Below are 13,607 nucleotides of genomic sequence, written 5' to 3' on the forward strand. Positions count from 1 at the left end.
TCCGGCCAGAAGGGGACCGTGCAGTGCCAGAGGCGACCGAGATCTTCGTGCCCGCAGCTCATGGCTCGGACTGGGAGCACATCGCTCCGGCGGAAGCCCGCTTCGACGCGGGCCGCCTGCAGGAGGCTGTCGCCTTCGCCCAGTCCCATGAGAGCCCCTGGCCGCGCAGCCTGTTCTACCCCGACGGCACCTATGTCGGGAACCGCGAATGGAACGAGAGCGGCCCCTGGACCGAGATCGTCGGGCCGGTGGCCGAGCGCGGCGGGCCGGCCGGCCTGATCCTCAAGGGCGGGCGGATCGTGGCGGAATGGGGCGACACCACCCGCACCGACATGACCTTCTCGATCGCCAAGAGCTATCTCTCGGTGCTGACCGGGCTCGCCGTCGATGACGGGCTGATCCGCGATGTCGAGGAGCCGGTCGGCGAAAGCGTCGACGATCCGCTGTTTTCGGGACCGCACAACGGGAAGGTCACCTGGCGTCACCTGCTCCAGCAATCGAGCGAATGGGAGGGCGAGATCTTCGGGAAGTCCGATCAGGTCGACCACAACCGCCAGATCGGCCCCGGCGCCGACAACAGCCGCAAGGGCCAGCGCCGCGAGCTCAGGGAGCCGGGGACGTTCTACGAATACAACGACGTGCGGGTGAACGTGCTGGGTTATGCCCTGCTCAGGCTGTTCCGCCGGCCGCTGCCGGAGGTCCTGCGCGAGCGCATCATGGACCCGATCGGCGCCTCATCCGACTGGCGCTGGGAGGGCTACAGCTCCTCCTTCGCCCAGATCGACGGCAAGCGTCTGCAGTCGGTTCCCGGCGGCGGGCATTGGGGCGGCGGTCTGTTCATCGGCGCGCGCGATCATGCCCGCTTCGGCCTGCTGATCGGGCGCAAGGGCGAATGGAACGGGCGCCAGCTGGTCTCGCGCGGGTGGATCGAGCGCTCGCTGACGCCCTCCCCCACGCTGGGCAACTACGGCTATCTGTGGTGGCTGGCGCGCGGACCGGCGGCGCGGACGAATGTCCCCGAGACGGCCTTTTCGGCGCTGGGGGCCGGCAGCAACGTCATCTGGGTCGAGCCGCGGCAGGACATCGTCGCGGTGCTGCGCTGGATCGAGGGCGCCTCGACGGAAGGGTTCGTGGACCGGCTGCTCGCGGCGCGGGTTTGAAGCGCGCGACACCGTCATTCTCGGGCGGAGCGGAGCGGAGACCCGAGAAACTCCGGACAGCGAGGCGCCGGAGCCTTCATCGGCATGAGATGCTCGGATCAAGCCCGAGCATGACGACCGGGACGGCCTAGGACGATCACGGACGGGCCAGCCGCGCCGCCAAACCGCTTGCAAAGCCCGCCCCCGCCCCCATGTCTCACCGCTGCATCAGCGGCCGGCCGATCGGCCCCCCGTGTCATTCCGGGTTTGACACGACTGGTCCGCTGAACCACTTTCGCGCGCATCTTCCGAACCGCAGCGGTCTTGCGGGTCGCGGGGCCGTCCGTTAGGGCCGGCTCCGCGCTCTGATCAGGGCTGTCATCGAGAACCGACACCATGAAGCTCCTCGTCGTCGAGTCGCCGGCCAAGGCCAAGACGATCAACAAGTATCTGGGCTCCGACTACGAGGTCATCGCCTCGTTCGGGCATATCCGCGACCTGCCGGCCAAGGACGGCTCGGTGGAGCCGGACAACGACTTCGCGATGAAGTGGGAGATCGAGGGGCGCGGCGCCAAGCAGGTGGCCGAGATCGCGCGCGCCGTGAAGGGCGCCGAGAAGCTGATCCTTGCCACCGACCCGGATCGCGAGGGAGAGGCGATTTCCTGGCACGTGCTGGAGGCGCTGAACCAGAAGAAGGTGTTGAAGGGCATTCCGGTCGAGCGGGTCACCTTCAACGCGGTCACCAAGGACGCGGTGCAGAAGGCTCTGGCCAATCCGCGGCAGGTCGACCAGGCGCTGGTCGATGCCTACCTGGCGCGCCGGGCGCTGGACTATCTCGTCGGATTCACGCTCTCGCCGGTGCTGTGGCGCAAGCTGCCGGGCGCCCGCTCGGCAGGCCGTGTGCAGTCGGTGGCCTTGCGGCTCGTCTGCGACCGCGAACGCGAGATCGAGGCCTTCAGGGCCCGCGAATACTGGTCGCTGGTGGCGACGCTCGCGACGCAATCCGGCCAGACCTTCGAGGCGCGGCTGGTCGGCGCCGACGGCAAGAAGATCGCGCGGCTCGACATCGGCAACGAAGCCGAGGCCAAGGCCTTCAAGGAGGCGCTGGAGACCGCGCTCTTCACCGTGTCGAGCGTCGAGGCCAAGCCGGTCAAGCGCCACCCCTACCCGCCCTTCCAGACCTCGACGCTGCAGCAGGAGGCCTCGCGCAAGCTCGGCTTCGCTCCCGCAAGGACGATGCAGCTCGCCCAGCGGCTCTATGAAGGCGTCGATCTCGGCGGCGAGACCGTCGGCCTCATCACCTATATGCGAACCGACGGCGTCGACATGGACGGCTCGGCCATCGCTGCGGCGCGCCGCGTGATCGGCAAGGAGTTCGGCGACCGCTACGTGCCGGGCGTGCCGCGCAAATACACGGTCAAGGCCAAGAACGCGCAGGAGGCCCACGAGGCCATTCGCCCGACCGATCTTGGCCGGTTGCCGGCCATGGTCGTGCGCCAGCTCGAACCGGACCAGGCGAAACTCTACGAGCTGATCTGGAAGCGCACCATCGCCAGCCAGATGGAATCGGCCGAGCTGGAGCGCACCACGGTCGACATCGCGGCGACTGTCGCCGGTCGCAACCTGGAACTGCGCGCCTCCGGCCAGGTCACGCTCTTCGACGGCTTCCTGACGCTCTATCAGGAGAGCCGCGACGACGACGAGGACGAGGATGGGAAGAAGCTGCCGGCGATGAAGGCCGCCGACAAGCTGGAGAAGCGCGCCATCGCGGCCGACCAGCACTTCACCGAGCCGCCGCCGCGCTATTCGGAAGCGAGCCTGATCAAGCGGATGGAAGAGCTCGGCATCGGCCGGCCCTCGACCTATTCGGCGACGCTGACGACGCTGCGCGACCGCGAATATGTCCGCATCGACAAGAAGCGCCTCGTGCCCGAGGACAAGGGCATGCTGGTGACGGCGTTCCTGGAGAGCTTCTTCGGCCGCTATGTCGAGTACGACTTCACCGCCAATCTGGAGGAGAAGCTCGACCGCGTCTCCAATGCCGAGATCGACTGGAAGGCGCTCCTGCGGGAGTTCTGGGACGAGTTTACCGCCTCGATCGGCGAGACCAAGGATCTGCGCGTCGGCGACGTGCTGGAAGCGCTGAACGGCATCCTCGGCAGCTATATCTTCCCGGCCAAGGCTGACGGCTCCGACCCGCGGGTCTGCCCGACCTGCGGCAACGGCCAGCTCTCGCTGAAGCTCGGCAAGTTCGGCGCCTTTGTCGGCTGCTCGAACTATCCCGAATGCCGCTATACGCGGCCCCTTACGGTCCCGGCGGCGGATGGCGAGGCCACGGCCGAGGGCGGCCAGGGCACGCCGGGCGTGCGCGTGCTCGGCAAGGACCCGGTGACCGAGCAGGACGTCACGATGCGGGACGGCCGCTTCGGTCCCTATATCCAGCTCGGCGAGGGCGAAAAGCCCAAGCGATCGAGCCTGCCGAAGGGCATGAGTCCGGGCAGCGTGACGCTCGACAAGGCGCTGGCCCTGCTCTCGCTGCCCCGCGAGGTGGCGCGCCACCCTGTCTCGGGCGAGCCGATCCTGGTCGGGATCGGCCGGTTCGGGCCCTACGTCCAGCACGGCAAGGTCTACGCGAATATCGACAAGGACGACGACGTGCTGGAGCTCGGGGCCAACCGCGCCATCGACCTGATCGTCGCCAAGGAAAGCGGTGGAGGACGCGGTGGCCGTGGGGCTGCGACACCGGGCCGTGCGCTCGGGGAGCATCCCGAGGGCGGCGCGCTGGAGGTCAAGGCCGGCAAGTACGGCCCCTATGTCGCCTGGGGCAAGATCTTCGCCACGCTGCCGAAGTCGCAATCGCCGGACGAGCTGACGCTGGAGCAGGCGATCGTGCTGGTGAACGCCAAGGCCGAAGCCAAGGGCGGCAAGGGCAAACCGAAGGCGGCTGCGAAGGCCAAGGCGCCGGCGAAAGCGGCCGCGGACAAGGCTGCTCCTGCCAAAAAGGCGCCCGCGAAAAAGGCCCCGGCCCGGAAGGCGACCGCGGCGAAACCTGCGGCCAAAAATGCTGCGGGGTCCGAGAAGGCGCGCAAGGCCGGTGCCGAGTGACGCGGCAGCCCGGCGCGGCGGCTCCCGGATGCGGCTCGCCGGCCGGATTGTCCTGGGTGGCGGCCTCGGCCTCTGCCTCGTCACCTTCGCGGGCTGGGTCTGGCTCAACGCCTATGCCTGCGCCTGTGCCTTTTCAAAGGTGCGCCTGCGCTGGGAGGACACGGAGGCACTCGCCGCGTTCATCCCGCCCTTCGGCATCGGTGTCGTCGTGATGATCCTCGGCGGCACGCTGTGGTTCGGCGGCTGGGCGCAAGGCCCTTAGCGCCGCCCTCAGAGACTCGCCACCACCGTGATCCGCCGCACCTCGCCGCGCAGGAAGGCCTGCAGGAAGCGGTCATAGTCCTTGAACGAGATGCAGCCGTTCGAGTCGCCGCGCGGGCCGAGCAGATAGGTGTGGGCCAGCAGCCCGGCGCGGCCATGGATGGCGCCGGACCCGCCGACCGGGTTCAGGCGGATGGCGCGGACGCCGTGGAACAGGGCCTCGCGCTCGGTCAGCGTATAGGTGTGGGGCGGCGTTACGCCCTTCATCCGGACATGGGCGTAGCGCGGATCGTCCATCATCTCTCCGAGGCCGGAATGGGCCTCAAGACGCTCGCCATTGGGCAGATAGACCATTCTGGCGCTGATGTCGTAGATCGCGGTCCCGGCCTCGGCGGTGCGCGGCGGCGTGCCGAGCGAGGGGCTCATGCGGGTGACGCGACCGCGGTCGATCGCATCGTCCTGCGGCGCGGCATAGGCCAGGGCCGTGCCCGGCGCCTGCTGCTTCTGCACGCCGAAGAGCTTCTCGAAGAAGTTGCGATTGTCCTGCGGCGACGGCGCGGCGGTCGCGGCGACGCGGCTGCGGCGGGAGGGAGCGGCGGGCTGCGCGAGCCGGATCGGCGCCTCGGCCGGAGCTGCGAGATCGGAGGGGCGCGGCACCGGGAGCGGCGCAGCTCCGGTCGCCAGGCCGGCCGCGATCTCGGACGGCGAACCGCCCGGCGCGTCGGGGCCCGCCGGCAGCGAGGCGATCATGTCCGAGGGACGCGGCACAGGCAGGAGTGCCGGCCGCTCTGCGAGGCTGACCGGCGCCTGCTGCGGCAGCGGCAGGACGGGGTTGGAATCCGGCAGGTCGAGCGCCTGCGGCACGGCGGCCAGATGCATCGCCGCGCCAACCGGGCGGGAGCTGCCGATGGCCGCCGGGGTCGCGCCCGAGAACAGCGGATCGAGCAGCCCGCTATAGCCGGATTGCGGCGTCTGGGTCCTCGTCGCGCGGGGTGATTCCTCGAGAGCGATGGCGAAAGGCGAGGCGGGCCTGCGCTCGCTGGAGGCGACATCCACATTCGGGTCGCGCGGCGAGACATGATCGAGCAGGCGCACGCCCGTCATGATGCCGAGGCTCAGCGCCGCGACCCAGAAGACGCCGCGCAGGAAGGGGCGGCGGCGCCGACGAAGGCGCAGATGATGCGCCCCACCCCGCCGCGGATAGCTCGATGACCTCATGGCCGCACTCTCGACACGCTTACGCTACGCCCGCCACAGCGGACATGCGGGCACAAGCCGACTCACGCCCATGATATTGCGCGAGCGGATCGCGTTCCTTGCGTCCGGCCATGCTGGGAGAACCCAAACTCGTTCTCTCGATAAGGCGCTGCCTTGGTTAATCGACGGTGAACCGGGCCGAGAATTTTGCGCACACACGGCAAAGCGGCATCGACCGGCCGCCATTCCGGAAAGCCACGCAAAGGCGGCGGGATGATGACGCGGCTTCCCGAGTCCTCATCCCGAGGAACTGCGGAACGCGGCGTCTCGAAAGATGCAGGCCGGGTTCAGATTTCTGATGGCCTGCCGCCCCTTTTCGTTCATCTTTGCAGGGCAAGTGACCAGTCCCCGCCTTTGAGCCCAAGCCGAATCGTCGATGTCGCAAGGACCGCAGCCCGCCGAGCCGGCGAGGCCCGCCACAGCGCCCGTGATCGTCACTCCGCCTGCCCCTCGCGGCAGCTCCGTCGCCGCGCTCGGCGCGATCGTCAGCGGCGCGCTGATCCTCCAGATCGCCTCGACGATCGTGAACACGGCGGTGCCGCTGAAGATGGCGCTGGCGCAGAAGCCGCCGCTGCTGATCGGCCTCGTCGGCTCCTCCTATTCGGTCGGCTTCCTGATCGCCTGCTTCGTCATTCCCTCCTTCATCCGCCGCGTCGGGCATATCCGCGCCTTCGCGGTGTTCGCGGGCATGCAGGCGGCGCTGACGCTCGGCCTGCCGCTGATGAGCGCGGATCTGTGGGGCTTCGCACGGCTCGGCATGGGCTTCGCCGGGGCAGGCCACGCCATCTGCATCGAGAGCTGGATCAGCGGGCAGGCCAAGGCCGGCCAGCGCGGCAGGCTGTTCGGCTTCTATCAGATCCTCAACCGGCTGGTGCTGATCGGCTCGCAGATCGCCGTCGGCTATGTCTCGATGCAGGCCGACAGCATCTTCCTGATCGCCAGCGCCGCCTTCTCGCTGGCGCTGATCCCGGTCGCGATGACGCGGGCGAAAGGCCCTGAATCGGGCGAGGTCGTCTCCGTCCGGCTCAATACGATCTGGCAATATGCGCCGGCGGCGGTGATCGGCTGCCTCTATGTCGGCCTGATGGGCGGCGCGCTGACCAATGTCGCGCCGGCCTACGGCATCCTGATCGGGCTCGACCAGCGCTGGGCGATCCTGCTCACCGCCGGCATCCAGATCGGCGCGCTGATGCTGCAATGGCCGCTCGGCCTCCTGGCCGACCGGGTCGAGAGCCGCATCATCATGCTCGCCGCCACGACCTCCGTCGTGCTCTGCACGCTGGCTCTGGGCGCCGTTCTCTGGATGAACCTGCCGCATGGGCGGTTCTGGCTGTTCGGCCTGTTCGCGCTGATCGGCGCCGGCAGCATGCCGATCTACACGGTGGCCGTGGCGCATGCCTATTTCCGGCTCGGCCGGGAGCGGGCGCTCGGCCTCTCGGCGCAACTGCTCTTCCTGTGGGGCACCGGCTCGGCGATCGGCCCGCTGGTGTCGAGCGCCTTCATGCAGGGGCTGGGGCCGAACGGGCTGCTGGTCTATCTCGGCCTGCTTTCGGGCGGAGCCGCGATCTATCTCGGCTTCCGCATCCGCCTGAAGCCGCCGGCGGCCGCGCCGTTCGGTGAGAGGACGGCCGCGGCCCCGACGATCCCCGAGGTGTCGCCCGCCGGACGGCAAGGGGCGGGCGGGAAGTAGGGTCCGCAGCTCAAGGGTCCCTGCCCGCTCCTTCATGCGCACGAACAGTTCGGCCATGCCGTGTCATCCCGGACAAGCGGCGAAGCCGCGCCGATCCGGAATCCATGCCTGAACCTCTATCTGAAACCGTCCGGAATGGAGCCCGGGTCAGCGCTTCGCACGCCCGGGATGACGGCGCAGTTTCTTGATGCGGCGCTTCAGGCGGGGGGGCTCGCCACGGCGTGGCGGCTCGGCCGCGCCTTCAGCTTCAGCGCCTCCAGCTCCTCGCGCTCGCGGGGCGTGTTGCGCATCAGCTGGTCCTTGCCGGGCGCATACTGCACCGGCTGCTCGACATCGGCGCCGTACCAGGCGGCTGCGCGCAGGACGAAGGACGGGTCGGCAAGGTGCGGGCGGCCGAGCGCGACCAGGTCGGCGCGGCCGGCGGCGACGATGGTGTTGACCTGATCGGCCGAGGTGATGTTGCCGACGCACATGGTCGCGACGCGGGCCTCGTTGCGGATGCGGTCCGAGAACGGGGTCTGGAACATCCGGCCATAGACGGGCCGCGATTCACGCGCGGTCTGGCCGGTGGAGACGTCGACGAGATCGCAGCCCTGGGCGGCGAAGGCCTCGGCGATGGCGACGGAATCATCGGGCGACAGGCCGCCCTGCGCCCAGTCCGTCGCCGAGATGCGAACCGACATCGGCTTGTCCTTCGGCCATGCCTCCCGAAGCGCCCGGAAGACCTCGAGCGGGTAGCGCAGCCGGTTCTCCACCGAGCCGCCGTAGTCGTCGGTCCGCTTGTTGGTCAGCGGCGAGAGGAAGCTGGCCAGCAGGTAGCCATGGGCGCAGTGCAGTTCCAGCATGTCGAAGCCAGCGCGTTCGGCCCGCTCGGCGGCCGCGACGAACTGGGCCTTCACCCGGTCCATGTCGGCGCGGTCCATCTCGCGCGGCACCTGGCTTTCCGGATAATAGGGCAGCGGAGAGGCCGAAATGATGGGCCAGGCCCCTTCAGCCAGCGGCCGGTCCATGCCCTCCCACATCAGCTTCGAGGCGCCCTTGCGGCCGGCATGGCCGAGCTGGAGGCAGATCTTCGCCGCCGAATGGGCATGGACGAATGCGGTGATGCGCTTCCAGGCCGCTTCCTGCTCGTCGTTCCAAAGTCCCGCGCAGCCGGGGGTGATGCGGGCATCGGGCGCCACGCAGGTCATCTCGGTATAGATCAGGCCCGGCCCACCGATGGCGCGCGAGCCGTAATGCATCAGGTGCCAATCATCCGGCAGGCCATCCTGCGCCGAGTACTGGCACATCGGCGAGAGCACCATGCGGTTCTCGACGCGCAGGCCGCGCATCTCGAAGGGCTGGAAGGCGGGCGGCACGGGCGAGCCGTCCTTGCGCCGCTTGGCCAGCGGACCAAGCTCCTTCGCCACCATCTCGTCGACGGCCGCGACCATCTCGGGCGCGCGCAGCGCGAGATTGTCATAGGTGATCGCCTTGGAGCGGGTCATCAGGCCGAAGGCGAAGCGCAGCGGGTCGAAATCCCAGAAGCGGCGCAGCTCCTCGAACCAGACCAGCGAGACATCCGCCGCGTGCTGGGTCTTCTCGACATCCTCGCGGCGCTTGGTCTCGAACAGCGCAAGACCCTTGGCAACATCGAGCCCGGCCTCGCCCATCGCCCGGTGCAGCGCGATGGAATCCTCCATGGCGAGCTTGGTGCCCGAGCCGATCGAGAAATGAGCCGTCGCCTTGGCGTCGCCGAGCAGCACGACATTGTCGGCGACCCAGCTCGCGCATTTGATCGCCGGGAAATTGCGCCACATCGACCGGTTCGTGATCAGCCGGTGGCCTTGAAGCTCCTGCGCGAACACGCCTTCGAGGAAGGCGGCGGACTGCGCCTCGTCCATCGCGCCGAGGCCCGCCTTCTCGAAGGTCTCGGGATCGGTCTCCAGCACCCAGGTCGAGCGGCCGGCCTCGTACTGGTAGCAATGGGCGATGAAAAGCCCGTGCTCGGTTTCCTTGAAGAAGAAGGTGAAGGCGTCGAAGGGCCGGGTCGAGCCCATCCAGGCGAATTTGTTGGGCCGCATGTCGATCTGCGGCCGGAAGCGGTCCTTGAAGGTCTCGCGGATGCGGCTGTTGACGCCGTCGGCGGCGATGACGAGATCGTAGTCGCGCTTCAGCGCGTCGATATCGGCGATATCGGTGTTGAAATGCAGCTTGACGCCGAGCTCCAGCGCCCTCTCCTGCACCAGCAGCAGCAGGGAGCGGCGCGAGCAGCCGCAGAAGCCGTTGCCGGGCACCCGGAAGGTATCGCCCTTGAAGCGGATCTCGATGTCGTCCCAATACGCGAAATTGTCGCGGATCGCAGCGTAGCTCTTCGCATCCGCTGCCTTGAAGGTGTCGAGCGTCTGGTCGGAGAAGACGACGCCGAAACCGAAGGTGTCGTCGGGCTGGTTGCGCTCGAACACGTCGATATCGATCTGCGGCCAGTCCCGCTTCATCAGAACCGCGAAATAGAGCCCAGCCGGGCCGCCACCCACAACCGCGATGCGCATCAACGCCTCCATTCGGGACTTGAAAGGCTCAAAACCCGGCTCGCCACCCCGGTCGAACCGCCTGGGAAATTATTTTAAACCTAAAATGTTTTTGCGCTCAAGCGATTTCGTCGCCCTCACCGGCCCCGCACTGCGGGTCAGACCATGTCCAACTGAGCAGAATACGAGGGGAAACCGCGATTGGATTGATCCGTATCAACCGCCTTGCAAATTGTTTCAGACTTAAAATATATTCGAACGCGGAGGTGGAACGGCCATGGCTCTTCAGGGACAGCACGCGCTGGTCACGGGCGGCGGCCGCGGCATCGGCCGGGCGATCGCGCAGGCGCTGAAGGATGCCGGCGCGAGGGTCAGCATTCTCGGACGCGACGAGGCAGCCTTGCGCGAAGCCGCCGAGGCCGGCGCGGCCGACGCTTTCGCGGCCTGCGACGTGCGCGACCCCGGCGCCGTCTCCGTGGCCATCGGCGACCTGTCGCGCGCCAAGGCCTTCGACATCGCCATCGCCAATGCGGGCGCGGTCGAAACCGGGCCTTTCCTGCGCAGCGACAGCGAGCGCTTCCGCCGGATGATCGACATCAACCTGATCGGCACCGTCAACCTGTTCCACGCCGTTCTGCCCGGCATGCTGGAGCGAGGCAGCGGCCGCCTGGTCGCCATCGCCTCCACCGCGGGCCATCGCGGCTATCCCTATGTCAGCGCCTATGCAGCCGCGAAGCATGCCGTGATCGGGCTGGTGAAATCCCTGGCGCTGGAGACGGCGCGCTCAGGCGTCACGGTCAACGCCGTCTCGCCCGGCTACGCCGATACCGACATGGTGGCGTCCGGGCTCGACAGCATCGCGGCCAAGACCGGCAAGAGCCGCGACGAGGCCCTGGCGGCGATGGTGAAGGACAATCCGCAGGGGCGGCTGGTGGCGCCGGAGGAGGTCGCGGCGGCCGTGCTCTATCTTTGCGGGCCGGGCAGCGCCGCCGTCACCGGGCAGTCGCTGCTGGTCAATGGCGGGGAGTTCTGAGCATGGAGACGCCCTCCTCCGCGCTGCTGCTCGACCGCGAAACCAAGGCGAGCGAGCGCCCCGGCGACCACAAGGACGAACTGCGGCTCTGGCTGAGGCTGCTGACCTGCTCGACGCTGATCGAGACCGAAATCCGCAACCGGCTGCGCGAGGAGTTCAAGACGACGCTGCCGCGCTTCGACCTGATGGCGCAGCTCGACAAGAGCGTGGTCGGCATGACCGTCGGGGAAATCTCGCAGCGGCTGATGGTGTCCAACGGCAACGTCACCGCCGTCGTCTCCGGCCTCGTCGCGGACGGGCTGGTCGACAAGCGCTCGGCCCCGCAGGACCGGCGGGTGCAGATCCTCACGCTGACCCCGCAGGGGCGGAAGGCCTTCAAGGCGATGGCCGAGCAGCATGAGGGCTGGATCGCCGATCTCTTCGCAGGGCTGGAGCCCGGCCAGATCACGCAGCTTTTCCGGCTGCTGGGAGAGACCAAGACCTCGCTGCATCGCGCCATCTCCGCCCGGACGGAGCCGGCTGCAGCAGAACGCGGCCCGACAGAGGCCTGATGGGAGACGCCCGATGAGCCTGACCGCCAATGCCACCACCCTGCCGCTGGCCGGGTTCAAGCCGCATCATTTCGGCCTCGCCGTCGCCGGCAAGGTCGCGACGGTGACGCTGAACCGGCCTGAGAAAAAGAATCCGCTGACCTTCGCAAGCTACCGCGAACTCACGGATTTCTTCCTCGCCGCGCAGAAGGAGGAGGAGATCAAGGCGATCGTCGTCACGGGCGCCGGCGGCAATTTCTCCTCGGGCGGCGACGTGTTCGAGATCATCGGCCCGCTGGTCGCGATGGAGACCAAGGACCTGCTCAAATTCACCCGCATGACGGGCGATCTGGTCAAGGCGATGCGGGGCTGCCCGCAGCCGGTCATCGCCGCCATCGACGGGGTCTGCGCCGGGGCCGGCGCCATCATGGCGATGGCCTCCGATCTCAGGCTCGGCACGGCCGGGGCCAAGATCGCCTTCCTGTTCAACCGGGTTGGCCTCGCCGGCTGCGACATGGGCGCCTGCGCGATGCTGCCGAGGATCGTCGGTCAGGGCCGGGCCGCGGAGCTGCTCTATACCGGCCGCGTGCTCAGGGGCGAGGAGGCGGAGCGCTGGGGCTTCCTCAACCGGCTCTGCGCGCCTGAGGCCGTCCTTGCCGATGCGCAGGAACTCGCCGCCGAGCTGGCGGACGGGCCGACCTTCGCCAACGCCATGACCAAGCGCATGCTCGAGATGGAATGGGCGATGTCGGTGGAAAGCGCGATCGAGGCGGAAGCCGTGGCGCAGGCGCTCTGCATGCAGACGGAGGATTTCGCCCGCGCCTATCACGCCTTCGCGGCCAAGCAGAAGCCGGTCTTCGAGGGCAACTGAGATGGAGCGCGTCCCTGCCCTCGGCACCGCCATCCTCGGCGACACGCTGGACTGGCCCTTCTTGGAGGAACGCCATCGGGCCTTCGCGGCCGAGCTGTCGGGCTGGGCCGATTCCTATCTCGCCGACCTGCCGCATGACGATGTCGACGAAGCCTGCCGGGCGCGCGTCGCCGCGCTGGGCGCGGCGGGGTTCCTGAAAGCGGCCGTACCGGCGGCCTATGGCGGGCTCTCCGACAAGCTCGACGTGCGCACGCTCTGCCTCGCCCGCGAGATTCTGGCGGCGCGCGACGGGCTCGCCGATTTTGCCTTCGCGATGCAAGGACTCGGCACCGGCTCGATCTCGATCGCCGGCACCGAAGCGATGAAGCGGCGCGTCCTGCCGGATATCGCTGCGGGCAAGCGCATCGCCGCCTTCGCGCTGTCGGAGAAGGAGGCCGGATCCGACGTCGCCGCCATGGCGACGACAGCGACGCCGGACGGGAACAGCCATGTCCGCATCGACGGCGAGAAGAGCTGGATCTCGAATGGCGGCATCGCCGACCATTACGTCGTCTTCGCCCGCACCGGCGAGGCACCGGGGGCACGCGGGCTCTCCGCCTTCCTGGTCGAGGCCGACACGCCCGGGCTCACCATCGCCGAGCGGATCGAGGTGATCGCGCCGCATCCGCTGGCGACGCTGCGCTTCGAAGGCTGCCGCGTGCCGCTCGAGAACCGCATCGGCGGGCCGGGCGAGGGTTTCAAGGTGGCGATGGCGACGCTGGACATCTTCCGCTCGACGGTCGGTGCCGCCGCGCTCGGCTTCGCCCGCCGCGCGCTGCACGAGACGCTGACCCACGCCAACAGCCGCAAGCTCTTCGGCGGCACGCTCGGCGACCTCCAGCTCAGCCAGGTGGCCATCGCCGATAGCGCGGCGGAGGTCGAGGCCGCCGCCCTGCTGGTCTATCGCGCCGCCTGGACCAAGGACCGCGGCGCGGCGCGCGTCACCCGCGAGGCCGCGCTCGCCAAACTCGTCGCGACGGAGAACGCCCAGAGGGTGATCGACCGGGCCGTCCAGATCCATGGCGGGCTCGGCGTCACCAAGGGCGTCAAGGTGGAGGAATTGTACCGGGAGATCAGGGCGCTGCGCATCTATGAGGGCGCCTCGGAAGTCCAGAAGGTCGTGATCGCGCGCGAGCTCCTGAAAGCCAAGACCTGATCCATTTGCCGAAAGC

10 protein-coding genes are annotated in these 13,607 nt (G+C 68.5%); 8 read left to right on the forward strand and 2 right to left on the reverse strand.

The features are described from left to right. The first annotated feature begins 23 nt into the window (after positions 1–23). From BW981_RS00840 to BW981_RS00850, 3 genes are all read left to right on the forward strand, one after another. The gene (locus tag BW981_RS00840) at positions 24–1,160 is read left to right on the forward strand and encodes a serine hydrolase domain-containing protein (protein WP_244560178.1); all 1,137 of its coding nucleotides are present in this window, start codon (positions 24–26) and stop codon (positions 1,158–1,160) included. 375 nt (positions 1,161–1,535) lie between these two features. After that, positions 1,536–4,244 carry a type I DNA topoisomerase gene (gene topA, locus BW981_RS00845; RefSeq protein WP_076435370.1) on the forward strand — a complete coding sequence of 903 codons (2,709 nt, stop codon included), beginning with the start codon at positions 1,536–1,538 and terminating at the stop codon, positions 4,242–4,244. Continuing rightward, the gene (locus BW981_RS00850; RefSeq protein ID WP_139333567.1) at positions 4,234–4,506 is read left to right on the forward strand and encodes a hypothetical protein; all 273 of its coding nucleotides are present in this window, start codon (positions 4,234–4,236) and stop codon (positions 4,504–4,506) included. The genes topA and BW981_RS00850 overlap by 11 nt, the downstream gene beginning before the upstream one ends. Positions 4,507–4,514: 8 nt before the next feature. Here BW981_RS00850 and BW981_RS00855 read toward each other — a convergent pair whose 3' ends face one another. Continuing rightward, the gene (locus BW981_RS00855) at positions 4,515–5,723 is read right to left on the reverse strand and encodes a DUF2778 domain-containing protein (RefSeq protein ID WP_076435374.1); all 1,209 of its coding nucleotides are present in this window, start codon (positions 5,721–5,723) and stop codon (positions 4,515–4,517) included. A 415-nt stretch (positions 5,724–6,138) separates the two neighbouring features. On the opposite strand from BW981_RS00855, the gene BW981_RS00860 reads away from it, so the two are divergent. Then, a complete protein-coding gene (locus tag BW981_RS00860; protein WP_076435376.1) occupies positions 6,139–7,452 on the forward strand; it encodes an MFS transporter in 1,314 nt (437 codons plus the stop codon). 197 nt (positions 7,453–7,649) lie between these two features. On the opposite strand, the gene BW981_RS00865 is transcribed toward BW981_RS00860, so the two are convergent. Further along, complete coding sequence (locus tag BW981_RS00865; RefSeq protein ID WP_076436681.1) at positions 7,650–9,983, reverse strand: bifunctional salicylyl-CoA 5-hydroxylase/oxidoreductase; 2,334 nt, start codon at positions 9,981–9,983, stop codon at positions 7,650–7,652. A 256-nt stretch (positions 9,984–10,239) separates the two neighbouring features. Here BW981_RS00865 and BW981_RS00870 point away from each other — a divergent pair, with 256 nt between their 5' ends. From BW981_RS00870 to BW981_RS00885, 4 genes are read left to right on the forward strand one after another with little or no spacing between them, the layout of a single operon-like run. Continuing rightward, positions 10,240–10,995, forward strand: coding sequence for an SDR family NAD(P)-dependent oxidoreductase (locus BW981_RS00870; protein WP_076435378.1), 756 nt, complete (start codon positions 10,240–10,242; stop codon positions 10,993–10,995). Between the two features lie 2 nt (positions 10,996–10,997). Then, positions 10,998–11,546 (forward strand): MarR family winged helix-turn-helix transcriptional regulator, encoded by a 549-nt coding sequence (locus BW981_RS00875; protein ID WP_139333568.1) that lies wholly within the window; start codon positions 10,998–11,000, stop codon positions 11,544–11,546. Between the two features lie 13 nt (positions 11,547–11,559). Then, complete coding sequence (locus BW981_RS00880; RefSeq protein WP_076435380.1) at positions 11,560–12,396, forward strand: enoyl-CoA hydratase family protein; 837 nt, start codon at positions 11,560–11,562, stop codon at positions 12,394–12,396. 1 nt (position 12,397) lies between these two features. Further along, complete coding sequence (locus BW981_RS00885) at positions 12,398–13,591, forward strand: acyl-CoA dehydrogenase family protein (protein WP_076435383.1); 1,194 nt, start codon at positions 12,398–12,400, stop codon at positions 13,589–13,591. Positions 13,592–13,607 lie beyond the last annotated feature (16 nt).

This window comes from Allobosea sp. TND4EK4, assembly GCF_900156025.1.
Lineage (GTDB): Bacteria > Pseudomonadota > Alphaproteobacteria > Rhizobiales > Beijerinckiaceae > Allobosea.

What these genes read in the sequence shown, in the direction of transcription:
- BW981_RS00870 (WP_076435378.1), top strand. Translation starts at nt 10,240, where the DNA reads ATGGCTCTTCAGGGACAGCACGCGCTGGTCACGGGCGGCGGCCGCGGC.
- topA (WP_076435370.1), top strand. Translation starts at nt 1,536, where the DNA reads ATGAAGCTCCTCGTCGTCGAGTCGCCGGCCAAGGCCAAGACGATCAAC.
- BW981_RS00885 (WP_076435383.1), top strand. Translation starts at nt 12,398, where the DNA reads ATGGAGCGCGTCCCTGCCCTCGGCACCGCCATCCTCGGCGACACGCTG.
- BW981_RS00880 (WP_076435380.1), top strand. Translation starts at nt 11,560, where the DNA reads ATGAGCCTGACCGCCAATGCCACCACCCTGCCGCTGGCCGGGTTCAAG.
- BW981_RS00860 (WP_076435376.1), top strand. Translation starts at nt 6,139, where the DNA reads ATGTCGCAAGGACCGCAGCCCGCCGAGCCGGCGAGGCCCGCCACAGCG.
- BW981_RS00875 (WP_139333568.1), top strand. Translation starts at nt 10,998, where the DNA reads ATGGAGACGCCCTCCTCCGCGCTGCTGCTCGACCGCGAAACCAAGGCG.
- BW981_RS00855 (WP_076435374.1), bottom strand. Translation starts at nt 5,723, where the DNA reads ATGAGGTCATCGAGCTATCCGCGGCGGGGTGGGGCGCATCATCTGCGC.
- BW981_RS00865 (WP_076436681.1), bottom strand. Translation starts at nt 9,983, where the DNA reads ATGCGCATCGCGGTTGTGGGTGGCGGCCCGGCTGGGCTCTATTTCGCG.